The organism is Herbaspirillum sp. GCM10030257 (assembly GCF_042666555.1).
Taxonomy (GTDB): Bacteria; Pseudomonadota; Gammaproteobacteria; order Burkholderiales; family Burkholderiaceae_D; genus Noviherbaspirillum.
In genome coordinates this window covers 12,118-36,038 of record NZ_JBHTDH010000005.1, presented here as the reverse complement: position 1 = coordinate 36,038, position 23,921 = coordinate 12,118, and the positions used below count along the sequence as shown (strand labels likewise).

Annotated in this window: 24 protein-coding genes; 23 read left to right on the top strand and 1 reads right to left on the bottom strand. The window is 57.3% G+C overall.

Annotated elements, in window-relative coordinates; all coding sequences use genetic code 11:
• Positions 1 to 3 precede the first annotated feature (3 nt).
• From ACFQUU_RS09140 to ACFQUU_RS09040, 21 genes are all read left to right on the top strand, one after another.
• The gene (locus tag ACFQUU_RS09140) at positions 4 to 774 is read left to right on the top strand and encodes a ParA family protein (protein ID WP_382245858.1); all 771 of its coding nucleotides are present in this window, start codon (positions 4 to 6) and stop codon (positions 772 to 774) included.
• An 8-nt stretch (positions 775 to 782) separates the two neighbouring features.
• Positions 783 to 1,685 (top strand): ParB/RepB/Spo0J family partition protein, encoded by a 903-nt coding sequence (locus tag ACFQUU_RS09135; protein WP_382245855.1) that lies wholly within the window; start codon positions 783 to 785, stop codon positions 1,683 to 1,685.
• A gap of 13 nt (positions 1,686 to 1,698) precedes the next feature.
• Complete coding sequence (locus ACFQUU_RS09130) at positions 1,699 to 2,256, top strand: RBBP9/YdeN family alpha/beta hydrolase (RefSeq protein WP_382245852.1); 558 nt, start codon at positions 1,699 to 1,701, stop codon at positions 2,254 to 2,256.
• A gap of 421 nt (positions 2,257 to 2,677) precedes the next feature.
• Positions 2,678 to 3,016 (top strand): ATP synthase subunit I, encoded by a 339-nt coding sequence (locus tag ACFQUU_RS09125; protein WP_057288926.1) that lies wholly within the window; start codon positions 2,678 to 2,680, stop codon positions 3,014 to 3,016.
• A gap of 1 nt (position 3,017) precedes the next feature.
• Entirely contained in the window at positions 3,018 to 3,842 is an 825-nt protein-coding gene (atpB, locus tag ACFQUU_RS09120; protein WP_382245848.1) for a F0F1 ATP synthase subunit A, read from the top strand.
• A gap of 108 nt (positions 3,843 to 3,950) precedes the next feature.
• Positions 3,951 to 4,196: a F0F1 ATP synthase subunit C gene (gene atpE / locus ACFQUU_RS09115; protein WP_057288924.1), complete on the top strand. Its 246-nt coding sequence runs from the start codon at positions 3,951 to 3,953 to the stop codon at positions 4,194 to 4,196.
• Between the two features lie 96 nt (positions 4,197 to 4,292).
• The gene (locus tag ACFQUU_RS09110) at positions 4,293 to 4,763 is read left to right on the top strand and encodes a F0F1 ATP synthase subunit B (RefSeq protein WP_382245844.1); all 471 of its coding nucleotides are present in this window, start codon (positions 4,293 to 4,295) and stop codon (positions 4,761 to 4,763) included.
• Between the two features lie 2 nt (positions 4,764 to 4,765).
• On the top strand, positions 4,766 to 5,299 hold the full coding sequence (locus tag ACFQUU_RS09105) for a F0F1 ATP synthase subunit delta (RefSeq protein ID WP_057288922.1): 534 nt from the start codon (positions 4,766 to 4,768) through the stop codon (positions 5,297 to 5,299).
• 58 nt (positions 5,300 to 5,357) lie between these two features.
• Positions 5,358 to 6,893: a F0F1 ATP synthase subunit alpha gene (gene atpA, locus ACFQUU_RS09100; protein WP_382245841.1), complete on the top strand. Its 1,536-nt coding sequence runs from the start codon at positions 5,358 to 5,360 to the stop codon at positions 6,891 to 6,893.
• A gap of 34 nt (positions 6,894 to 6,927) precedes the next feature.
• Positions 6,928 to 7,797: a F0F1 ATP synthase subunit gamma gene (atpG, locus tag ACFQUU_RS09095; RefSeq protein WP_057288920.1), complete on the top strand. Its 870-nt coding sequence runs from the start codon at positions 6,928 to 6,930 to the stop codon at positions 7,795 to 7,797.
• A gap of 36 nt (positions 7,798 to 7,833) precedes the next feature.
• Positions 7,834 to 9,234: a F0F1 ATP synthase subunit beta gene (gene atpD / locus ACFQUU_RS09090; protein WP_382245837.1), complete on the top strand. Its 1,401-nt coding sequence runs from the start codon at positions 7,834 to 7,836 to the stop codon at positions 9,232 to 9,234.
• A gap of 208 nt (positions 9,235 to 9,442) precedes the next feature.
• On the top strand, positions 9,443 to 9,865 hold the full coding sequence (locus ACFQUU_RS09085) for a F0F1 ATP synthase subunit epsilon (RefSeq protein ID WP_382245834.1): 423 nt from the start codon (positions 9,443 to 9,445) through the stop codon (positions 9,863 to 9,865).
• 178 nt (positions 9,866 to 10,043) lie between these two features.
• Positions 10,044 to 10,850 (top strand): PPK2 family polyphosphate kinase, encoded by an 807-nt coding sequence (locus ACFQUU_RS09080; RefSeq protein WP_382245831.1) that lies wholly within the window; start codon positions 10,044 to 10,046, stop codon positions 10,848 to 10,850.
• 107 nt (positions 10,851 to 10,957) lie between these two features.
• Positions 10,958 to 11,692, top strand: coding sequence for an SGNH/GDSL hydrolase family protein (locus ACFQUU_RS09075; RefSeq protein WP_382245828.1), 735 nt, complete (start codon positions 10,958 to 10,960; stop codon positions 11,690 to 11,692).
• 73 nt (positions 11,693 to 11,765) lie between these two features.
• Positions 11,766 to 12,263 carry a hypothetical protein gene (locus ACFQUU_RS09070; protein WP_382245826.1) on the top strand — a complete coding sequence of 166 codons (498 nt, stop codon included), beginning with the start codon at positions 11,766 to 11,768 and terminating at the stop codon, positions 12,261 to 12,263.
• 316 nt (positions 12,264 to 12,579) lie between these two features.
• Positions 12,580 to 13,668 (top strand): uroporphyrinogen decarboxylase, encoded by a 1,089-nt coding sequence (gene hemE / locus ACFQUU_RS09065; protein WP_382246704.1) that lies wholly within the window; start codon positions 12,580 to 12,582, stop codon positions 13,666 to 13,668.
• A gap of 765 nt (positions 13,669 to 14,433) precedes the next feature.
• Complete coding sequence (locus ACFQUU_RS09060) at positions 14,434 to 16,464, top strand: primosomal protein N' (RefSeq protein ID WP_382245823.1); 2,031 nt, start codon at positions 14,434 to 14,436, stop codon at positions 16,462 to 16,464.
• Positions 16,465 to 16,503: 39 nt separating this feature from the next.
• A complete protein-coding gene (locus tag ACFQUU_RS09055; RefSeq protein WP_382245820.1) occupies positions 16,504 to 17,016 on the top strand; it encodes a class IV adenylate cyclase in 513 nt (170 codons plus the stop codon).
• 129 nt (positions 17,017 to 17,145) lie between these two features.
• Positions 17,146 to 17,817, top strand: coding sequence for a glutathione S-transferase (locus ACFQUU_RS09050; protein WP_382245817.1), 672 nt, complete (start codon positions 17,146 to 17,148; stop codon positions 17,815 to 17,817).
• Positions 17,818 to 17,964: 147 nt separating this feature from the next.
• Positions 17,965 to 20,118, top strand: coding sequence for a VTT domain-containing protein (locus ACFQUU_RS09045; protein WP_382245814.1), 2,154 nt, complete (start codon positions 17,965 to 17,967; stop codon positions 20,116 to 20,118).
• On the top strand, positions 20,118 to 20,864 hold the full coding sequence (locus ACFQUU_RS09040) for an endonuclease/exonuclease/phosphatase family protein (protein WP_382245811.1): 747 nt from the start codon (positions 20,118 to 20,120) through the stop codon (positions 20,862 to 20,864). The genes ACFQUU_RS09045 and ACFQUU_RS09040 overlap by 1 nt, the downstream gene beginning before the upstream one ends.
• Before the next feature lie 134 nt (positions 20,865 to 20,998).
• Here ACFQUU_RS09040 and ACFQUU_RS09035 read toward each other — a convergent pair whose 3' ends face one another.
• A complete protein-coding gene (locus ACFQUU_RS09035) occupies positions 20,999 to 21,598 on the bottom strand; it encodes a hypothetical protein (protein ID WP_382245808.1) in 600 nt (199 codons plus the stop codon).
• Positions 21,599 to 21,824: 226 nt separating this feature from the next.
• Between ACFQUU_RS09035 and ACFQUU_RS09030 the strand changes: the two genes are divergently transcribed.
• Positions 21,825 to 22,496, top strand: coding sequence for a YsnF/AvaK domain-containing protein (locus ACFQUU_RS09030; RefSeq protein WP_382245806.1), 672 nt, complete (start codon positions 21,825 to 21,827; stop codon positions 22,494 to 22,496).
• 102 nt (positions 22,497 to 22,598) lie between these two features.
• Complete coding sequence (locus ACFQUU_RS09025) at positions 22,599 to 23,852, top strand: DUF2382 domain-containing protein (RefSeq protein WP_382245803.1); 1,254 nt, start codon at positions 22,599 to 22,601, stop codon at positions 23,850 to 23,852.
• Positions 23,853 to 23,921: the final 69 nt, after the last annotated feature.

Here is a 23,921-nt window from a genome sequence, read left to right as displayed (position 1 = left end):
CAAATGGCCAAAATATTCTGCGTCGCCAACCAGAAAGGCGGCGTCGGCAAAACAACTACTGCCGTCAACCTCGCCGCAGGACTCGCACAACTCAAGCAACGCGTATTGCTGGTTGATCTGGACCCGCAGGGGAATGCCACCATGGGAGCGGGTATCAACAAGTCGGAGCTGGAAGCTTCTGTCTACGAGGTCCTGCTCGGCATGTCCGACATCAAGACCGCATGCAAGACATCGGACACCGGAAAGTTCGACATCTTGCCGGCCAATCGCGAGCTGGCTGGTGCGGAAGTGGAAATGGTCGAACTCGACAATCGCGAGAAGCGCCTGAAAGACGCGATCGCCCTAGTCAGTGACGAGTACGATTTCGTACTGATCGATTGTCCGCCCGCGTTATCGATGCTTACCCTCAACGGCTTGTGCGCCGCGCACGGCGTCATCATCCCGATGCAGTGCGAATACTATGCGCTCGAGGGTCTGTCTGATCTGGTCAACACCATCAAGAAGGTGCACGCCAAGCTCAACACGGATCTGAAGATCATCGGCTTGCTGCGGGTGATGTTCGATCCGCGCATGACCCTGTCGCAGCAGGTTTCCGCGCAACTCGAGCAGCATTTCGGCGACAAGGTTTTCAAGACCATCATTCCGCGCAATGTCCGACTGGCGGAAGCGCCTTCGTATGGCATGCCCGGCGTTACCTTCGATCCGTCGTCCAAGGGTGCGCAGGCGTACATCGCATTCGGTGCGGAGATGGTTGAACGCATTCATTCAATGTAAGGCAGATCATGGCTATCAAAAAATCCAAGGGACTCGGACGTGGGCTTGATGCCTTGCTGGGCGGTTCGTCCGACATGGCCGAGGCGGTACCTACCGTGCCCGGCGCGCCATCGGTATTGAATGTCACGCAGATGCAGGCTGGTAAATACCAGCCGCGCACACGCATGGATGAAGGCGCATTGAATGAACTTGCCGCATCGATCAAGGCGCAGGGCCTGATGCAACCCATCCTCGTGCGTCCGGTTGCGCACATGGGACCCGACAAATATGAAATCATCGCCGGCGAACGCCGCTTCCGTGCCGCCCAGATCGCCGGCCTGACGGAAGTACCGGTGCTGGTCAAGGATGTTGATGACCAGGCCGCCGCCGCGATGGCGTTGATTGAGAATATCCAGCGTGAAGATCTCAACCCGCTGGAAGAGGCGCAAGGCATTCATCGACTGATTTCGGATTTCGACTTCACACACGAGCAGGCGGCAAACGCGGTCGGCCGCTCGCGCAGCGCGGTGTCCAACCTGCTCCGTCTGATGAACCTCGCCAAGCCGGTGCAGACCATGCTGATGGCCGGCGATATCGACATGGGCCATGCCCGTGCGTTGCTGGCCGTTGATTCCGCAACGCAGATTACGCTCGCCAACCAGATCGTCGCCCGCCGCATGTCGGTACGTGAAGCCGAAAAGCTGGTCATCCGCGCCGGCAGCGAACAGGCATCGGCCAACAAGCAGCGCCCCAACAAGGAAAAGTCACGTGACATCTCCCGGCTCGAGGAAGAGTTGTCCGACCTGCTTGCCACCCAGGTCGCGATCAAGCTTGGTGCCAAGAACAAGGGACAGCTGGTTATCGACTTTGCCAACCTGGATGCGCTTGATGATCTGATCGCCAAATTGCGCACTGAAAAACAAGCTGCATGAATTCTGTCTATCGATGACCTACAGCGTCCTGATCCTGCCCGGTCTGTATAACTCCGGCGAAGGCCATTGGCAAACCGTCTGGGAAGCCATCATGCCGAATGCCAGACGTGTCGTGCAGAGCGACTGGGACAAGCCTGCCCGGCATGACTGGGAAGCAACGCTCGACGCCGCCATCGCCGCCGCGGATGGACCGGTCGTGCTTGCTGCGCACAGCATGGGTTGCGCACTGACTGCCTGGTGGGCCAGCCAGCGGCACCAGGCTGCGCACGTCGGCAAGGTGCTCGGCGCGCTACTGGTCGCGCCACCGGATGTCGAGCGTGCCGATTTTCCCAGCTTCATCACCGGCTTTGCACCGATGCCCCGTGCGCCGCTTCCGTTTCCCGCAATTGTCGTTGCTTCATCGGATGACCCGTGGTGTGAATTATCGCGTGCGCGGGCATGGGCGAATGGCTGGAATGCAGGTTTCCATGACATCGGTCCGCGTGGACATATTAATGGCGAGAGCGGTCTTGGTGACTGGCCGGAAGGAAGGGAATGGCTGGGAATGCTGGCGCGCCGCCGCGAACCCTAGCAGCAACGATTCACAACGGGCAACACATCTGTGAGCAAATCCTCTCACCGCAAGAAGCGCGTCCTTCCGCAACAACAAAGAACGACAACCTGACATTCTACGCACCGAAGCAGGGGGCGAAGCAGAATGGATTACTTATCAGGTAATTGTTCTGCCGACCAAGAATACCTATTCTGGCCATGGATGGAAAGGTCTTCGAGGTGCGGTGCAGAGGAGCATCAATCAGGGATTTGTAAAGCTGTCTATCGTAGTTTTACCGTAGCATCCATGCGGCATTCAGCCCGGCAATTGTTTGACGGTGACTGCGGAAAACACTTATAATCCCGTGGTTTCACGCAACGCACCACCTTGAAACACCGCGGCCCGTAGCAGGCATCAGAAGCATTCTTCTGGTGGCACGGATTGCACGATTCGGACCTTTATGCTGCACATCGTCCTCATGCAATTTGCAACTACGGTTATCGCCGGACTGATAGCCGGCATGCTGGGCGGCGTACATGCGCTGGTGTCGGCGCTTCTGGGTGGGCTGTGCTGTGTGGTGCCAAACGGCTTGTTCGCTCTGCGCTTATTTATCAGCGCGAGAAAGCCGGGCGCGGTCAACCCGATGACTTTTTTCATCGGCGAATTTATCAAGATTGCATTGACCCTCGCGCTATTGGGTGCGGTGGTCTGGCTGTACCACGATTTGAACTGGCTGGCGCTGATCGCCGCTTTCATCGTGGCGCTGAAAAGTTACATCATCTTATTATTTAGGCACTGACATGGCATCTACCACTGAAGCGGCATCACACGCGCCAACGGCGTCAGAATACATCGTCCACCACCTCGGACACCTGCAAAACCATCACCAGGAAAAGATGGTCGATTTCTCGATCATCAATATAGATACCATTTTCTGGTCGATCTTCGTCGGTATCATCGGCTGCCTCCTGATGTATCGTGCAGCCCGTCATGCCACCTCCGGCGTGCCTGGTCGATTCCAGGCCTTCGTCGAGATGCTCGTCGAACTGGTTGAAGACCAGTCGAAGTCCATCGTGCATGGTAAGCGTGACTTCATCGCCCCGCTGGCGCTGACCGTTTTCGTCTGGGTCGCCCTGATGAACTCTCTCGACTTCCTGCCGGTAGACCTGTTCTCCGGCATCTTCCGTCTGTTCGGCATCGATATCCATCACCGTGTCGTGCCAACCGCCGACCTCAATGGCGCACTCGGCATGGCGCTCGGCGTGCTGGCACTGGTTCTCTATTACAACGTCAAGATCAAAGGCCTCGGTGGTTGGGTGCATGAACTGTTTGCCGCACCGTTCGGCATCTGGCTCGCACCGTTCAACCTGCTGCTGAACTTCATTGAATACATCGCCCGCACCGTGTCGCTCGGTATGCGACTCTGGGGCAACATGTACGCAGGTGAACTGGTGTTCTTGCTGATCGCGCTGCTCGGCTCGACAGCCACCGTGTTCGGCTTCTTCGGTCATGTGGTTGCCGGCTCTATCTGGGCAATCTTTCACATCCTGATCGTGTTCCTGCAGGCATTCATTTTCATGATGCTGACCTTGATCTACATCGGCCAGGCGCATGAAGGCCACTAATAGCAAATAGCAGCCAGTAAAGAATCGAAAGATAGGAAGTACGTAACGAAGTTTGTTTTTGGGTATTTTGTTTTTAATTTTTAACTTTAACTTTTTGAAGGAATTCAAATGACTGATATCTCTTTTGTTGCTCTGGCTTGTGGTCTGATCATCGGCCTGGGTGCTATCGGTGCGTGTATCGGTATCGCGATCATGGGCGGCAAGTACCTCGAAGCATCCGCTCGTCAGCCTGAACTGATGAACACTCTGCAAGCCAAGATGTTCGTTCTGGCTGGTCTGATCGACGCTGCGTTCCTGATCGGTGTTGGTATCGCTATGTTGTTTGCGTTCGCAAACCCGTTCATCGCGAAGTAATCCGGCGCACAGGGTACCGCCTCCGGTACCCGCCGATTTCCAGCCGCCGGACCTGACCCAGGTTCGGCTCTCGTTATTCTGAGAAGGAAAAATACCGTGAACTTAAATGCAACCCTGATTGCACAGTTCGTGGTCTTCTTCATCTTGGCGATGTTCACAATGAAGTTCGTGTGGCCGCCGCTGATGAAAGTGCTCGATGAGCGCGCTGAGAAGATTGCGAACGGTCTGGCTGCCGCCGACCGGGGCAAGGCAGAGATGGCTGCGGCTGAAAAGCGTGCGCAGGCTGAACTGGCTACCGCCCGTGACGAAGGCCAAAAGCGCATCAACGACGCTGAAAAGCGTGCGCAGGCAATTATCGAAGAAGCCAAGAAGACTGCATCCGACGAAGCTGCGCGCATTATCGCCGCCGCCAAGGCTGATGCTGAACAGCAAGTCACTCGTGCGCGCGAAGAACTGCGCAGCCAAGTCGCTACCCTCGCGGTGAGCGGCGCCGAGCAGATCCTCAAGCGTGAGGTTAACGCAGCGGCTCACGCCGACCTGCTGAACCAACTGAAGACTGAACTGTAATCATGGCCGAACTCGCAACGATTGCTCGTCCTTACGCAGAAGCACTGTTCCGTGTTGCCAAATCAGGCAATCTCGCCGCCTGGACCGATCTCGTGTCGGAAATGGCTGCGGTTGCCGCCAATCCAGACGTCAAGTCTTTCGCAAGCAATCCGAAACATACGGATGCGCAAATTGTCGATACCTTTCTGTCGCTGTTGAAATCCAGTGTCACGCCCGAAGCGAAAAACTTCGTTGCGATGCTGGTGGAAAACGGCCGCCTGACGTTGCTGCCGGAAATCGGTACGCAGTTTCATGCATTGAAGAATGCAGCGGAAGGTGCAGCCGACGCGGAAATCACGAGCGCGTTCGAGTTGTCCGACGCGCAAGTGAAAGACCTGGTAGCGACGCTGGAAAAGAAATTTGGCCGCAAGCTCAATCCGTCCGTGAAAGTGGATAACTCCCTGATCGGCGGCGTACGTGTCGCAGTCGGCGATGAAGTGCTCGACACTTCGGTCCGCGCCAAACTGCAGAACATGTACGTAGCCCTGGCATCGTGATTGGCTGCTTCTGACCCCTGGCGCAAGCCAGGCAGAGTGAAAAATATTAGGAGTTAACATGCAACTCAACCCGTCTGAAATCAGCGAACTGATCAAGAGCCGGATTCAAGGCCTTGGCGAAACCGCTGAAATCCGCAACCAGGGCACGGTCATTTCCGTGACCGACGGTATCTGCCGCATTCACGGTCTGTCCGACGCGATGCAAGGCGAGATGCTGGAATTCCCGGGCAACACCTTCGGCCTCGCGCTGAACCTCGAGCGCGACTCCGTTGGCGCCGTTATCCTGGGTGACTACGAACACATTTCCGAAGGCGATACCGTCAAGTGCACGGGCCGTATTCTGGAAGTACCGATCGGTCCGGAACTCCGTGGCCGCGTTGTCAACGCACTGGGTCAGCCGATCGACGGCAAAGGCCCGATCAACACCGCGTTGACCGCTCCGATCGAAAAGATTGCTCCGGGCGTTATCGCACGTCAATCCGTTTCCCAGCCGATGCAAACCGGCCTGAAGGCGATTGACGCGATGGTGCCGATCGGCCGTGGACAGCGTGAGCTGATCATTGGCGACCGCCAAACCGGTAAGTCTGCTGTTGCGGTTGATACCATCATCAACCAAAAAGGCCAGAACATGACATGTATCTATGTCGCGATCGGCCAGAAGGCATCGACCATCAAGAACATCGTGCGCGCGCTGGAACAGAATGGCGCCCTCGAGTACACCATCGTCGTCGCCGCTTCCGCTTCCGAATCCGCCGCGATGCAGTACGTATCGGCTTACTCCGGCTGCGCCATGGGCGAATACTTCCGCGACCGCGGTGAAGATGCGCTGATCGTTTATGACGATCTGTCCAAGCAGGCTGTCGCTTACCGTCAGGTTTCGCTGCTGCTGCGCCGTCCGCCGGGCCGTGAAGCGTATCCCGGTGACGTGTTCTATCTGCACTCCCGTCTGCTCGAGCGCGCTGCTCGCGTGAACCCAGACTATGTCGAAGCGTTCACCAACGGTGAAGTCAAGGGCAAGACCGGTTCGTTGACCGCGTTGCCGATCATTGAAACACAGGCTGGCGACGTTTCCGCGTTCGTTCCGACCAACGTGATTTCGATTACCGACGGCCAGATCTTCCTTGAGACTTCGCTGTTTAACGCTGGTATCCGTCCTGCGATCAACGCCGGTATTTCGGTGTCCCGCGTCGGTGGTGCAGCGCAGACCAAGGTCATCAAGAACCTGTCCGGTGGTATCCGTACCGACTTGGCGCAGTACCGTGAACTCGCAGCGTTTGCGCAGTTTGCTTCCGACCTCGACGAAGCAACCCGCAAGCAGCTCGACCGCGGCGCACGCGTGACCGAATTGTTGAAGCAGCCACAGTATTCGCCGCTGCCGATCTCGTTGATGGCCGTATCGCTGTTCGCAGTGAACAAGGGCTACTTCGACGACATCGATGTGAAGCGCGTACTGGCATTCGAATCCGGCCTGCACAACTTCATGAAGACCAGCCACGGCGCCCTGCTGCAGAAGATTGAAGACACCAAGCAACTCGACAAGGACGGCGAAGCAGCACTGGCCTCCGCGATTGCCGACTTCAAGAAAACATTCTGAGCCACGGAGCTTTAGGCTAAAGGAGTAAGTACTCATGGCTGCAGGTAAAGAGATACGCGGCAAGATCAAGAGCGTAGAAAATACGAAGAAGATCACCAAGGCGATGGAAATGGTCGCCGCATCCAAAATGCGCAAGGCGCAGGACCGGATGCGTTCGGCACGTCCCTACAGTGACAAGATTCGTAATATCGCCGCTCACTTGTCGCAGGCCAACCCCGAGTACACACACCCGTTCCTGGTCAAGCAGGACACGGCAAAGACAGTGGGCATCATCGTCGTCACGACCGACAAGGGTCTGTGCGGCGGCATGAACACCAACGTGCTGCGTCAGGTGACCACCAAGGTGCGTGAACTCGAAGGTCAGGGCAAGAAAGTTGAAGCAGTTGCGATCGGTAACAAGGGCTTCGGCTTCCTTAACCGCATCGGCGCGAAGGTCGTGTCCCACGCAATTCAGCTCGGCGATACGCCGCATCTGGAAAAGCTGATCGGACCGGTCAAGGTGTTGCTCGATGCGTACCAGGAAGGCAAGCTCGACGCAGTGTACGTTTGCTATACCAAGTTCATCAACACGATGCGCCAGGAGCCGATGATGGATCAGCTTCTGCCGTTGTCTTCCGAGCGGATGGAAGCGGATAAGTCATCCCATGCATGGGATTACATCTACGAGCCGGATGCGCAGACTGTCATCGACGAACTGCTGGTGCGCTATGTCGAAGCGTTGATCTACCAGGCTGTTGCCGAAAACATGGCGTCCGAGCAATCGGCGCGCATGGTCGCGATGAAGGCCGCTTCGGACAACGCAGGTAACGTGATCGGCGAACTGAAACTGGTCTACAACAAGACCCGCCAGGCTGCGATTACCAAGGAACTGTCCGAGATCGTCGCCGGTGCGGCTGCGGTTTAACGAAACGAATCTACATTAAATATTGAAGGAACGAAAATGGCTGAAGGCAAAATCGTTCAGTGTATCGGCGCCGTGGTTGACGTGGAATTTCCACGCAACGCCATGCCCAAGGTGTATGACGCCTTGAAAATGGCAGGCTCCGAGCTGACTCTCGAAGTGCAGCAGCAGCTTGGCGACGGCATCGTCCGCACCATCGCTCTGGGCACTTCCGACGGTCTGCGTCGCGGCATGACCATCCAGAACACTGGCGCACCGATCATGGTGCCGGTCGGTCCCGCTACTCTGGGCCGCATCATGGACGTGTTGGGTAACCCGATTGACGAACGTGGTCCTGTCGCTTCCGAGCGCACCGCATCGATCCACCGCAAGGCACCTGCATACGACGACCTGTCGCCGTCGCAGGAACTGCTCGAAACAGGCATCAAGGTGATTGACCTGGTGTGCCCGTTCGCCAAGGGCGGTAAGGTCGGTCTGTTCGGCGGTGCAGGTGTGGGCAAGACCGTGAACATGATGGAACTGATCAACAACATCGCGAAGGCGCACTCGGGTCTGTCCGTGTTTGCCGGCGTGGGTGAACGTACTCGTGAAGGTAACGACTTCTATCACGAAATGGCAGACTCCAAGGTCGTCGACCTCGACAACCTGGCGAACTCCAAGGTCGCGATGGTGTACGGTCAGATGAACGAACCGCCGGGCAACCGCCTGCGCGTCGCGCTGACCGGTCTGACCATTGCGGAATCCTTCCGTGACGAAGGCCGTGACGTGTTGTTCTTCGTCGACAACATCTACCGTTACACACTGGCCGGTACCGAAGTGTCCGCGCTGCTGGGTCGTATGCCTTCCGCGGTGGGTTACCAGCCGACACTGGCCGAAGAAATGGGCCGCCTGCAAGAGCGTATTACGTCGACCAAGACCGGTTCGATCACTTCGATCCAAGCCGTGTACGTCCCTGCGGACGACTTGACCGACCCGTCTCCGGCGACCACGTTTGCTCACCTCGACTCCACCGTCGTGTTGAGCCGTGATATTGCTGCGCTGGGTATCTACCCTGCGGTTGACCCGCTCGACTCCACGTCGCGCCAGCTGGACCCGAACGTCGTCGGTCAGGAACACTACGAGACTGCACGCGCTGTTCAGGGCACGCTGCAGCGCTACAAGGAATTGCGCGACATTATCGCGATTCTGGGCATGGACGAACTGGCACCGGAAGACAAGCTGGTTGTGGCACGCGCACGTAAGATGCAGCGTTTCCTGTCCCAGCCGTTCCACGTTGCTGAAGTGTTTACCGGTTCCCCGGGCAAGTACGTTTCGCTGAAAGACACGATCAAGGGCTTCAAGATGATCGCTTCCGGCGAACTCGATCACCTGCCGGAACAGGCGTTCTACATGGTTGGCACGATCGAAGAAGCAATCGAAAAAGCCAAGAAGATCCAGTAGCACTGTTTCGCTCCCTCCCTTCGGGGAGGGCAAGGGCAGGATGCAGTCCACGCGTCTTCGGAACGTGCATCCTGCAGCCAGCCTCTCCCTCTGCATGCAAGGGGAGAGGAGCAAATCAGTTATCCGGTAAGGGTTGTCGGCATGCGGTCCGCCGCCTTTCGTCAGCCTGCTACTCCCGGATCTTCGGACGAACATATAAGGTTCTAACATGGCAAACACTATTCACGTAGACGTCGTCTCCGCCGAAGAACAAATCTTCGCCGGTGAAGCCGAGTTCGTGGCGTTGCCGGGTGAAGCGGGCGAATTGGGTATCTACCCGATGCATACTCCGCTGATCACCCGCATCAAGCCGGGTGCGGTTCGCATCAAGGTGCCGGGCCAAGCCGAAGACGAATTCGTTTTCGTGGCGGGCGGCATTCTAGAAGTGCAGCCGAATGGCGTCACCGTACTGGCAGACACTGCCATCCGCGGTAACGACCTGGACGAGGCGAAAGCTTCGGAAGCCAAGAAACTGGCGGAAGAAGCATTGTCGAACAAGGATTCGTCGATTGATTATGCGAAGGCACAGGCCGAACTGGCCGCTGCAGTCGCGCAATTGGCAGCGATTCAAAAGCTGCGTCAAAAACGCTAATCCGGTACGGCAGTAAAATCAAAAGGCAGCTTCGGCTGCCTTTTTTGTTGGCCGCAAAATCGGTCGAAACACAGGTACGCCGAACGCAATGAACGTGCTGCGGTCAGTAAGATTAATAGAAGCATCTGAAGAAGCATCTGAATCAAGCACATGCAACTGTTTCCCCAATGGAGAAGTCATGACCGCACGCGAAGAGTTCCGCAAACCCAAAAAACTGAAAATTGACGACAAAGCGGCCGGCGCCAAGTCACTCAGTTCGGACGACAAGAACGCAGACAAGAACCGGGTCGATGAAATGGCGCAACGCATCGCTGACATGCAGAACGTCTTCTACGCTGAGCACAAACGCAAGATCCTCGTCATCCTCCAGGGGATGGATACCTCAGGCAAGGACGGTACCGTCAAGGGCGTCTTTGGCAAGATCGATCCCCTAGGTATCCGGACGGTACCCTTCAAGGCGCCAACCCAGACTGAAAAGGAGCACGATTACCTGTGGCGCGTGCACCAGCAGATGCCAGGCCAGGGCGAACTGACGATCTTCAATCGCAGCCATTACGAAGATGTGTTGATCACTCGCGTGCACAAATGGATCGACACCGATGAATGCAAGCGGCGCTATGCACAAATCCGCGACTTCGAACGAATGCTGTCGGAAACCGGCACGGTGTTGCTGAAATTTTTTCTCCATATTTCGCGGGATGAGCAGCGCAAACGTCTGCAGGAACGTGTCGACGATCCGGAAAAGCACTGGAAATTCGACCCGAAAGACCTGGATGAACGCGTCCACTGGGATGATTACCAGAAGGCGTATCAAACCGCGATCGACGAGACCGACGCCGACCACGCTCCCTGGTATATCATTCCGGCCGACTCCAAGACCCATCGCAACCTCGCAATCGCTTCGATTGTCTGCGAAACCATGGAGGCCATGAAGTTTGCCTTTCCGCCAGCAAACCCGGAGCTTGAAGGCCTGAAGATACGCTGAACAGGCGCGGCCTTTCAGCCTCGCTAGTCCGCCTGCCCGGTCAGCATTGTGACAGCCGCGCCACCATACTCTCATCAGAACGCCGACGCTCTTGACCTCTTGAACCGATGCGCCATTACTTTCCAGAACTGGTCGCCCTGCCCATGCTGCCTTTCCTTATCCTGCAGGGAAAGCGTACCCGCCGCCTGACGCCCAGATTGCCGGAAGCTGCAGGACCAGCGCATGGACGTGCAGGCGCACAGTTGGGCGGACCGCCGCTACGTCTGCTTGGCGTCGGTGAATCACCGATTGCCGGTGTGGGCGTCACCACATACGACGAAGCCATTACCTGCCAGTTCGCCGCAGCACTCTCCGCCCGGCTTAGCCGCCCGGTGGCTTGGCGCGCCTGCGGGAAGAATGGCGTGACCGCCGCCGAAGCACTGGAACAGGTGGTACCCATCATTCCGGTAGCCCGGGTCGACATTGCCCTGATCGCTTTCGGCGTCAACGATACCACCGCATTTCAGCCGGCAGCACGCTGGCGCCATGACCTCTCGGCCATTCTTTCCGCCATCGCGCAACGCTGTTCGCCAACGCTCACTATCGTGTCAGGCGTACCACCCATGGCACATTTTCCCGCCTTGCCGCAGCCCTTACGTCATGTCATGGGGCTCAAAGCCCAGACCCTGGATGCCGTTGCCCGGACACTCGTCGCACAGCACCCCCGTACCCTGCACATTCCGCTCGCCATTGACGTCCGGGACCGCACCCTGATGGCCTCAGACGGCTATCACGCCTCGGCTGCCGGATGCACCGCCTGGGCAAACCTGCTTGCACAGGCGACATATAGTCACATGGTATAGCCTGACCGCTGCACCGATTCTCGCGGGCAAAGGAAATTGGAGGTAGGATGGCAATATCCTTAGCGAGATTGCAATGAATTACTTCACTGACCCCGGTTTCTGGGAAACTGCGAGCTTTGTGGTCACTGTGTTCGGCCTGCCGTTTGCAATTTTCCTGTTCCTGTACGAGCAGCGGAAAGAACGTGACTCCGAAGATGAAGAGGCTTATCAACTACTGCAAAACGCCTACAACGACTTCCTGAAGATTGTCCTCAACAATCCGGACTTGCAGCTGCGCAGCGCCACCATGAGCAATAACCTTACCGATGACCAGCGTGAACGCACTCTGATCATCTACGAAATGCTGATCGCATTGTTCGAGCGCGCCTACATTGTTTCCTATGAGGATGATCTGAAGGGGGTGGCATTGCGACGCTGGAATTCCTGGGATGATTACATGCGCGAGTGGTCGCGCCGGGAAGATTTTTACTACCTGCTTCCGCAGCTTCTCCGCGGCGAAGACCCTGACTTTGCCGCCTACATTCGTCGAGTTGCCGACGAAGAGCAGCATGGAAAAATCCTGCAACGCTAGAGCAATTTCAGCCTGACTGTACCGCCGATCCCGGACGTCTTGCCAGCGGCAAGGCGCTGCGACTCCTTGCCGCAGCCTCGCTACGACGCCTCACCGCGCCTTGTTCCCTAGGCAATCGTCTCGGCCTCCATCGTTCAGTCAGACCGAAACTGCTCTAGTTGCCGCACGGGCAGCCAGCGACGCAATTTTCGCCGACGTTCACGACAATTACCTTAAGAAGCATCGTATCGGGCAGGTCAGCACGGACAAAATCCTCATGAAGCCGCAGGAAATCCCCGGCATCGGCGATAATGGCGGCTCACTGAAAGCCCTTCTTATGTCGAACACATTTGCCAACCTGAAAAACGATACTTTCCTGCGTGCCTTGCTGCGCCAGCCGACTGATTACACCCCGCTTTGGCTGATGCGTCAGGCCGGCCGCTACTTGCCGGAATACTGCGCGACCCGAAAGCGCGCGGGCTCGTTCCTCGGACTTGCCAAGAGTCCCGATTACGCAACCGAGGTGACCCTGCAACCGCTGGACCGCTATGCGCTGGACGCGGCGATCCTGTTTTCGGACATTCTGACGGTGCCGGACGCCATGGGTCTCGGCCTGTATTTCGCCGAAGGCGAGGGCCCGAAGTTTGAACGTCCGTTGCGCGACGAAAAGGCCGTTATGGCATTGCGCACCCCGGAAGCAGGATCGCTGCAGTACGTGTTCGATGCGGTCACGCAGATTCGCACCGAACTGGCTGGCCGCGTGCCGTTGATCGGCTTTTCCGGCAGCCCATGGACACTTGCCTGCTATATGGTCGAAGGCGGTGGCTCCGATGATTTCCGGACGGTCAAGACGATGCTGTACAACCGCCCCGACCTGATGCATCACATTCTGAAGACCAATGCCACGGCAGTCGCCGCTTACCTGAATGCGCAGATCGAGGCTGGAGCCCAGGCAGTGATGATCTTCGATACTTGGGGTGGGGCGCTCGCCGATGGCATCTATCAGCAGTTTTCGTTGAGTTACATGCGCGAAGTTATGCAACAACTCAAGCGCGAGCACGACGGTGTCAAGATTCCGGCAATTGTCTTTACCAAAGGCGGCGGTCTCTGGCTCGAAGAAATTGCCGATATTGGCGCCAATGCGGTCGGCCTCGACTGGACGGTGAACCTTGGCAAAGCACGAGCTCGTGTCGGACATCAGGTAGCTTTACAAGGCAATCTCGATCCCAATGTCTTGTTCGCCGGTCCGGACCAGATCCGTACTCAAGTAAAAAACCTGCTCGATTCTTACGGCAAGCCGACCGCCGGACACGGGCATGTATTTAACCTCGGTCATGGCATTTCGCAGTTCACCCCGCCCGAATCCGTATCGGTGCTGGTAGATGCAGTGCACGAGTTCAGCAGGGCACAACGCAGCGGCGATTAAATAAAGTTATCAACCCCCTGTGGACAACTATCATCGGTGAAACACTTCCGGTCGGAATGACGCGCTTATTCACATTTTTTGCGATAGTGCAAATCGTTAACGAATGGGTGGACGTCAATATACAACCACTTTTTCGTTTTCCTAAGCCACTGATTTTAAAGGGAAAAAATTTTGCTTTTCAATTTAGCATTCTATTGAAAACCGCATAAAATCAGGGCTGCCGGGGCGTCATACAGGGTTTGTCCACAAAGTTATCCACAGACTTTGTGGATAGGTAAAAAAATGTTTATAAATCGGGAACTTAGCAGAGATCCTTCATAAATCTGTTAAGTTGCAGCAAGTCACTGAACGGTGGAAAATTTCTTCTTCCAAGCCATTAACGGATGCATCTAAAAATGACTCCAGGAAAACCCCAGTGCACGTGTATTGCCATAAGGACAGTGACGTCTGGCAAAAGTCAAGCGGAAAAGTGGCCTTATACAGAGTTATTCACAATTTGCGCCGCCTACTTCACTTGTGCAAAGCAATAAAATTTTTCCGTTGAGTGCATTCATGGAGCCAAGAGTCAGGCGCTAAGTAATTGAAATAACTGGCTTTATTTTTTTATCCTCCAAAGCTTCATGAAATGAGGATCACGCTTGGTTATGGTTTGCTGCCGATCAAGCTTCGGTTCTCCACAAAGTTATCCACAGGCTTTGTGGATAGTCTGAAAAGCCTTTAAGAATCGCGACTTTAGTCGCCTTTTTCAAGAAATACATTAAGTTTGTGACCGACCTTTATCTCAACGTCGCCCTGGATACGCCGCTGGACACCTGCTTCGATTACCGCTGGCCAGGACATGGTGACCGGCCGCAGATCGGGCAGCTTGTCCTTGTGCCCTTTGCCAGGCGTGAAGTCGTCGGTGTGATTGTCGACATCAGCGACCGGACCGAGGTGCCGCCGGACAAACTCAAGGACGCGCTCGAGGTCCGCGCACAATTGCCGCCACTGACAACAGAATGGCTTGATCTATGCCGTTTTGCCGCCGATTATTACCAGCGACCGATCGGCGAAGTGATGGTGCCAGGAATTCCGAAAAACCTGCGCGTACAAAAAACCGTATCCCTCGACCGCACGCTGAAAAAGCTCGCCAAGACCACATTCCCGCATGACCCCGCACCAGCCAATGCGCCCGTGCTCAATGCCGCGCAGCTTGAGGCGGCACTTGCGATCGGTAATGCCGATGGTTTCAGCCCGACCTTGTTGTACGGTGTCACCGGCAGTGGCAAGACGGAGGTCTACTTGCAAGCCACTGCCCAAGTGCTGGCAAACGCGCAAGGTACACAGACCGAGGCTCAGGTACTGATTCTGGTACCCGAGATCAACCTGACCCCGCAACTCGAAAACAACGTTCGTGCCCGGTTTCCCGGCGTACCAGTGGCGACCCTGCATAGCGGCCTGGCTGAAGGAGAGCGCCTGAGCCACTGGCTCGCAGGGCATCTGGGGCATGCCCGGATCATTCTTGGAACGCGCCTGGCGATTCTCGCATCGCTACCGCATCTCAAGCTGGTCATCATCGACGAAGAGCATGACCCTTCCTACAAGCAGCAGGAAGGCTTGCGCTATTCGGCGCGCGATCTCGCTGTCTGGCGTGCCCGCCAGTTAAAGATTCCGATCGTGCTCGGCTCCGCCACGCCTTCTCTCGAAACATGGCATCACGCACAATCGGGACGCTATCGCAAGCTGGAATTGCGCGAACGTGCTTCACCCGACGCCGCATTGCCGCGCATCCGGCTGATCGACATGGAACGCGACAAGCCGGCCCAGGGCCTGACATCGACCCTGGTCAGTGCGCTGAAACTGCGGCTGGAGCGCGGTGAACAGTCGCTGCTTTTCCTGAACCGCCGCGGCTATGCGCCGGTCCTTGCCTGCGACGCCTGCGGCTGGATAGGGAATTGCACCCGCTGTACCGCCTTCATGGTGCTGCACAAACCGGAAAACCGCATGCGCTGTCACCATTGCAGCCTGGAGCAGCGCATTCCAAAGTCTTGCCCGACCTGCGGCAACATCGACCTCCAGCCGCTCGGGCGCGGCACCCAGCGGGTGGAGGAGGGGCTGCAGCAAGTATTTCCGCAGGCGCGTGTCGTGCGTATCGATGCGGACTCGACGCGGCTCAAGGGGAGTGCGCAAGCAGCTTTCGAACGGGTTCATCAGGGCGAAGTCGACATTCTGATCGGCACACAGATGGTCGCGAAAGGGCACGACTTTCGTAATCTCACACTGGTCGGCGTACTTAATCCGGATACCGCGCTGTTTTCGCACGATTACCGTGCCAGCGAACGCCTGTTTGCGCAGCTGATGCAGGTCGCCGGCCGGGCGGGGCGGGCCGGGCGCAAGGAAGGTGGCAATGCCAGTGAAGTGCTGATACAGACGCGCTATCCGCAGCATCCCCTGTTCGGCGCCGTGATGGCGCACGACTATGATCGCTTTGCCGGTGAGCTGCTGGAAGAACGTCAGCAGGCCGGCGTGCCGCCTTTCATGTACCAGGCGCTGCTGCGGGCCGAAGCGCGCGAATTGCAGACCGCGCTCGACTTTCTGCAGCAGGCGGCCGATTGCATGCAGCATCCGGGCATTACGATCAATGATCCGATTCCGATGACGATGACACGGGTTGCCAACGTCGACCGGGCACAGCTTCTCATCGAGTCGCCATCCCGCCCGGCGTTACAGGCCTTTCTGAAGTCCTGGATGGCGGCGCTCCGGGCAATGAAAACTCGCGCAAAGTGGTCGCTCGAAGTCGATCCGGTCGACATTTGACCGTCGCTTGCGCCAATCCTATTTACACTCAACACGCACATGTCACGCAACGTAGAAATCAAAGCACGCACCGAAGGGCTTGCAATACTGCGCCCTTTGGTGGAGGCCATCGCCGACAAGGGACCCATTGACATCGCTCAGGACGACACTTTTTTCCAATGTCCGAACGGCCGCCTTAAACTGCGCTGTTTCGAAAACGGCAAGGGCGAACTCATCTTTTATCAGCGCGCCGACGACGACGGCCCCAAGGAATCCTTTTATCTGATCACGCCAACCGATCATCCCGACAGCCTGCGCGATACGCTGGCCCACGCCTTCGGACAAGCCGGCCGGGTGCGCAAGCAGCGCACCTTGTTCCTTATCGGCCAGACCCGCGTGCATCTTGATCTGGTCGAGGGGCTGGGCGAATTCATCGAGCTTGAGGTGGTACTCAACGACACCCAGACGATGGAGCAGGGCACGGCGATTGCCGAGGGCATCATGGGGCAACTCGGAATCCGCCCCGACCAACTTGTCCGTGGCGCTTATGTCGACCTGATACACGGTTGCTGAACTGTTGAACTGCTGAACTGCTGAACTGCTCAGTTGCTGAGCCCAGCGCGCATTCATGGCAGAATCAGGCTGCCGCGGATGTTCAGCGGACCGGTCTACCAGTACCTACATTTCTCGAAAAGAAACCGCATGATCATCGTCCATCATCTGAACAATTCCCGATCGCAGCGCGTTCTGTGGCTGCTTGAAGAACTTGGCCTCGACTACGAAGTGAAGCGCTATGAGCGCGACTCGAAGACCATGCTGGCGCCGGACACGCTGCGGCAAGTGCATCCACTGGGCAAGTCGCCGGTGATCACCGATGGCGACCTGACCATTGCCGAGTCGGGCGCCATTGTCGAATACCTGGTCGATCGCTACGGCGCTGGCCGCCTTGCGCCGGGACGGGGTGGCGAATCCCGCCTCAAGTACACCTACTTCCTGCACTATGCGGAAGGTTCGGCCATGCCGCCGCTACTGCTCAAGCTGGTGTTCGATCGCATCGAGAAAGGTCCGATGCCATTTTTTGCGAAGCCGATCGCCAAAGCCATCGCCGGACGGGCGAAGAGCACGTTCATCGAACCGCAGATCAAACGACACCTCGACTACCTGGAAAGCGAGTTGGCGCAGCGTCCATGGTTTGCCGGCGATGAATTTTCCGCTGCCGACATCCAGATGAGTTTTCCGCTGGAGGCGGCTGCAGCGCGTGGTGGTCTGGACGCCCGCTATCCCAGGCTACAAGCTTTTCTGGAGCGCATTCACCAACGTCCCGCCTACCGCAAGGCCCTGGAGCGCGGCGGCGAATACGGACTGTTGAGTTGATCGGGTGATTGACGGGTTTCTAAACAGCATGTCCGGTCCACGCAATCATCGATCGAGGGTCATCGCTAAGCACGTGGATCAAGCTTAGAAACTTCAACAGAGGCGTCGCGTCGAAAGAGCAAATCCTTTCCTTTCAACAGCGAGCGCATGGCCTTACCCCAGCTTTCCCCTCATCATCCCGTTTTGTCCGGGCTATTGCAGCCCGGACGTAATTGCTGGCGGATCGAACATGCGCAGCGCTTTGCCATGCTGGTCGATGCTGACGCGTATTTCCGTGCGGTGCGGGCGGCTATCCTCAATGCCCGGCATAGCGTATTCATTCTCAGCTGGGATATCGATAGCCGGACACGACTGATTCCTGGCGGGGCAAACGATGGATATCCGGATGGGCTCGGCGATTTCCTGCATCAGGTAGTGGCAACGCGTCCGAGTTTACGCGCCTATGTGCTGAACTGGGACTTCGCCATGTTGTACGCGCTGGAGCGTGAATGGTTGCCGGTATACAAGCTCGACTGGCGTACTCACCGCAGGCTTTCTTTCCGCATGGATGCAAAACATCCGATCGGTGGCTCGCATCACCAGAAAATCGTCGTCATTGACGACAGTGTCGCCTTTGTCGGCGGACTCGACATCACGAAGGCCAGGTGGGATACCTCCGAGCATGCATGCCACGCACCGCTGCGGCGCGACAGCGACGGCAAACCGCACGCGCCTTTCCATGATGTGCAGGCAATGGTGGATGGCGAAGTTGCCCGCACCCTTGGTGAACTGGCGCGCAACCGCTGGCAGCGTGCCTGCGGTGAAACGCCGGTTATCGTCTCGCGCACCGAGCATGATCCGTGGCCGGAGCATGTCGTGCCCGATCTTGAAGATATCGATGTCGCGATTTCGCGGACCGAACCGGAATACGAAGGTCAGCATGGCGTGCATGAAATCCGGCAACTGCATCTGGACGCCATCGCCAGCGCACGCAAGCACTTGTTCTTTGAAAACCAGTATTTCACGTCCGGCACCATTGCCGATGCACTCGCCACGCGTCTCAAGGAGCCTGACGGGCCGGAAGTGCTGGTCATCTCCCCGCAGACGCAGAGCGGATGGCTGGAACAGGCAACCATGGGGGTTCTGCGTGCACGGGTTCACAAAAAGTTAAAAGATGCCGACATGCACGAACGGTACCGGATGTATTGTCCGCATATTCCCGGCCTGAAAGACCAGTGCCTGAACGTGCACAGTAAAGTGTTTGCGGTGGATGATGAGCTGTTTTCGGTTGGTTCAGCCAACCTGAGCAGCCGCTCCATGGCCCTCGATACCGAGTGCAACATCACGATAGAAGCGCGTGGCGATCCACGCATACAGGCCGCTATTTCACGTCTGCGCAGCCGCCTGCTGGCGGAGCACCTGGACACCGCGCCAGAGGCCGTGGAAGCGGAGATGCACAAGCAAGACAGCCTGCACCGGACAGTACTGACATTGCAGACTTCCGAACGCAGCTTGCGGGTGATGGATGCCACCACGACACCTGAACTGGATGCATTGATTCCCGAACAGGCGTTGTTCGATCCGGAAAAGCCGATCGACCCGGACGAACTGGTCAGCCAGTTTCTGCCAAATGAAGCACGCAAGCCGATACCGCGCCGTCTCGTCGGCCTGGGTCTCTTCGCCATTGCACTGGCTCTGCTTGCTGTCGCCTGGCGCTGGACCCCGTTGCGCGAATGGGCCAATCTGGACGCATTGGTCGCTTTTGCGCGTAACCTTGAAGACTTGCCGTTCACCCCGCTTGCGGTAGTCGTCTGCTATGTTCTGGCAGGACTAGTGATGGTCCCTGTGACTTTGCTGATTGCTGTTACGGGTATCGTCTTTGGACCGTTGACCGGTTCGTTGTATGCGATTGGTGGCTCATTGCTGAGCGCAACCGTCGCGTATGGCATCGGCCAGTGGCTCGGGCGCGACACAGTGCAACGCGTGCTTGGCACGCGCATCAACAAGCTGAGCAAACGTATCGCCAAACGCGGCATCGTCGCGATGGTCATCATTCGCATGCTGCCGGTTGCTCCCTTTACCGTTGTCAATGTCGTCGCTGGCGCATCACATATCAGCCTGCGTGATTATCTGATCGGTACGCTGCTCGGTATGCTCCCTGGCATCATCATGACTGTCACCTTCGTGCATCACCTCGCGGAAGCCATTCGAAATCCCACTCCCGGTACGGTAGCTATCCTCGTCGGTGTCGCGCTGTCCATCATCGCCGTTGCGCTGGGCCTTCAAAAACTTCTTACCCGTAGAGAGAATCGAACCGCGTAATGGACGACCTGATCAGCACCAGCAGAACAGCAATACCCACGGCCGTGCCGGATCTTGATCCATGGCCGTTGACGATTGCGACATATAACATCCATGGCGCTGTCGGCTGCGACGGTAAATTTGCCCCTGAACGTGTCGCGCAAGTGCTGCAGGAACTCAATGCCGACATCATTGCCTTGCAAGAAGTCCCGATGGGCGGCTCCAGAACACCCAACGTACTGGACATTTTGCAAAAGGCGACCGGCTATGTCGCGGCCGAAGGCCCGGCCTGCGATCGCCCCGAACGGCGATATGGCAACGCCGTGCTCAGCCGTTACCCCATTTTGTCGGTACGCAATATCGATTTATCTTTCGGCAGCCGCGAACCACGCGCGGCGGTCGATGCCGATGTGAACTGCCACGGTCATCTGCTGCGCGTGGTGGCGACCCATCTCGGCCTCAGGGTCAAGGAGAGGCGCGAACAGGTACGCAAGCTGTTGCAGAGATTCGATACTGACGAGATGCCGGTGATCCTGCTTGGCGATCTTAACGAGTGGTTTATCTGGGGACAGTCCTTGCGCTGGCTGGTGTCGCATTTTCAGGCAGTACCGGCCCCCAAGACCTTTCCTTCACGCTACCCGTTGTTTCCGCTCGACCGCATCTGGATCCGGCCAAGGCACCGCCTGGTGCATGTGGAAGTGCATGCTACGCCGCTGGCTCGGATTGCCTCCGACCACCTTCCGCTGATCGCCCATATCGACGGATAAGGGGCAATCATTTGGCAATGACTTTTAACGAAAGAGCGTCGGGCGTGGGCGCCGTCATCGCGACGGCGTCACGCAGTAGAAAAGCATATGCCTGTTGACTGTTGCCGGGAAGACGATCAGGCTCCCGCAGCTTCCTAGGCTCGTTGATTAGGACCACTCGGACGCGAGTGTTCGGGGGCATACTGCACAAGATTCATCGGGGCCATTGGATCGAAATCAGACCAGTCACCGTTTTCTATCGTGCCCTCCGCGCGCTCGATATCGACTGCCCCCAGTGTGCGCAAGACCTGCAGTGCGCGATCTTCGTACTCTTGGTCGGGTACGGCGACGGCCACCATCATGCCGGAGCGGCGCATCGGCACCGCATTCTCTACATCTTCTGCATGGTCGCCGGCATCCCCTTTCTCTTTCATGCCGGACAGTCCGCCGACGAGTCCACCGAGATGGGCGCCGACCAGTCCACCGGTAACGGTTCCGACCGGCCCCAGAATGGGGGTCGCGGCAATGCCTATCACGGCGCCCGCTGCGGCGCCTGCCGCAGTGCTTTTGTCCGATGACTTTGCGCCCGGCGATTTATCGCTGTCGCCACCGATCGGATAGGTGGCATGCTGCCCGGCCGGATTGCAATAAAACGTAGAGACACGCTCACGCGGGAATCCCGCGCGCAGCAGTTCGGCGATCGTATCGTCAGCCTCTGCCTGTTCCTGAAAACGGCCTGCAATAATACTCGTCATGGCTGGCTCCTTTGTTAAAAAGTGAATATGAGTAAGAGGCCGGCATCGTCCAATAGTTCTAGAGCCGGCAACAGTGCAGCCTTCATGTAAATTTTTCTTCAAATAAGGTAAAAACAACGCAGAGGTTTTGTGAAACTGCAGTTTTTCCTCATCGCTGGCGTTTGGGTCACATCCGGCCCACTCCTTGCATGCTTCATTCCACCTTTGACCCACATGGAAAGCGGCGATGGCGCAACTCAATCAGAACGGCAATCTGTTTGCTTCGGCAGGGCAGCTACTTAGTGCTCGCGTCGTGGATGCTGCCGGTAATCAGGCATCGATTGCTTCGCTTGAACAAGGCAACTCCGCCGAAGAGGCGCAGGTCTGGGTAAAACTCGCAGATGGCACACTCGTCCTAGTTCCCTCCAACCTGCTGATGCCTCGCGAGGATGGTGTGTACAGCCTTCCTTTTACCTTCAATACGCCGGCGACTGGCGACAGTCCGACACAGATGACCTTCCCGGTGATGGAAGAGGAACTGCATGTTGACAAACGTACGGTTGAAACCGGACGCGGCGTACGCATACACAAGACGGTATCGCAACGTGAACAGACCATCGACCAGCCCCTGATGCACGATGAACTGCTGGTTGAGCACGTGACGGTCGGACGTGTGATTGCGGAGGAAACGCCGCCCCAGATGCGCTATGAGGGGGACACGCTGATTGTCCCTGTGCTGGAGGAGGTACTGGTGGTAAGGAAGCAGCTGATGCTCAAGGAAGAAGTCCATATCCGTCGGCAACAGCGAAGTGTCACCGACCCACAGAGCGTTATCCTGCGTTCGGAACAAGTCACGGTTGAACGTTTTGATGACGGAGTCATTGGTAACGATAAGGGCGAGGTCCAGCGTCCGCAGTAGGCCGGCTTGGCAGGCACGAGTTATGCCTGCGCAGGACCACTCTAGTCCTATTTTCCCGGGTACCTATTCCGGGCAACCAACGTTTTCTTGGAGAGACTGATCATGGAAAATACCGTAGTAGGCGTGTACGACAGTTATGCCCAGGCGCAGAACGCACTGAATGAATTGATGGCAGCAGGCTTCTCCCGTTCCGATGTGCAACTGAGTCCCGATTCAGAAAGCTCCACCCGCGTTGCAGACACTGACACAAGCAGCTCCGGCGGATCGGGCATCGGCAATTTCTTCCGTTCGCTGTTCGGCATGGAAGAACACCGCGAACACGGTGACATCTATTCGGAAGCGGTACGCCGCGGCAGCTGCGTGCTGACCGTCAGTGCCGCGAGCGACGAGCAGCGTGACCGTGCCACCGAGATCATGAACCGCTACGATCCGGTCGATATTGATGAGCGTAGTTCGCACTGGCGCTCGCAGGGCTGGAGCGGTTATGACGAGAGCGCGCCGATGTTTACCGACAGTGAAATCGAAAAGGATCGCGCACTGTATGGGCAGTCCCGTACACCATCCAGCGACTGGACCGGCACAAGCACCACATCGACCGCCGGCACTTCGGCGGATATGACAAGCAACACTACTGCGAGCACTGCGGCGAACACCACTGCGACGCAAAACCTGAGCGGTGGCGATACCACCCGCATCCCGGTGGTCGAAGAAGAACTGCAGGTTGGCAAGCGCCAGGTGGAGCGCGGTGGTGTGCGTGTTTACCAGCGTGTACGAGAAACACCGGTCAACGAATCGGTACAACTGCGTGAAGAGCACGTGCATGTCGAACGTCATCCTGTCGACCAGCCGGCGACCTCCGCCGACCTGGATGCGATCAAGGAAGGTGCAATCGAACTGCGTGAAACCGCAGAAGAGGCGGTGGTATCCAAGACCGCGCGTGTCGTCGAGGAAGTCGTGGTCGGCAAGGAAGTCACCGAGCAGACCAAGGATATCAACGACACCGTTCGTCGCACCGATGTTGAAGTCGAGCAGCTTGGTGCAACCGGCAACACCGGCATGCGTGCAGACAGCGCTTATCGCGACACAGCAATGACTTCGGACGATTCCGATTATCGTACGCACTGGCAGAATGCCTATGGCCAGTCCGGCGGACGCTATGAGGACTATGACGCAGCCTACCGCTATGGTTCGACGATGGCCGGTAGTGGCCGTTACCAGAACGCTCGCTGGGAAGATGTCGAACCGTCGATGCGTAGCGACTGGGAATCGAACCACCCGGAAAGCGCATGGGAAAAGGTCAAGGACGCAGTGCGCTACGGCGCTGAGCGCGTCACTGGCAACCAGCACCGGCAATAATGCGCCTGAATGGGCATCCATTTGATGCCCATTGACCGGCCTTAAGTCGCCGGCCAGAGCCGCCGGGTA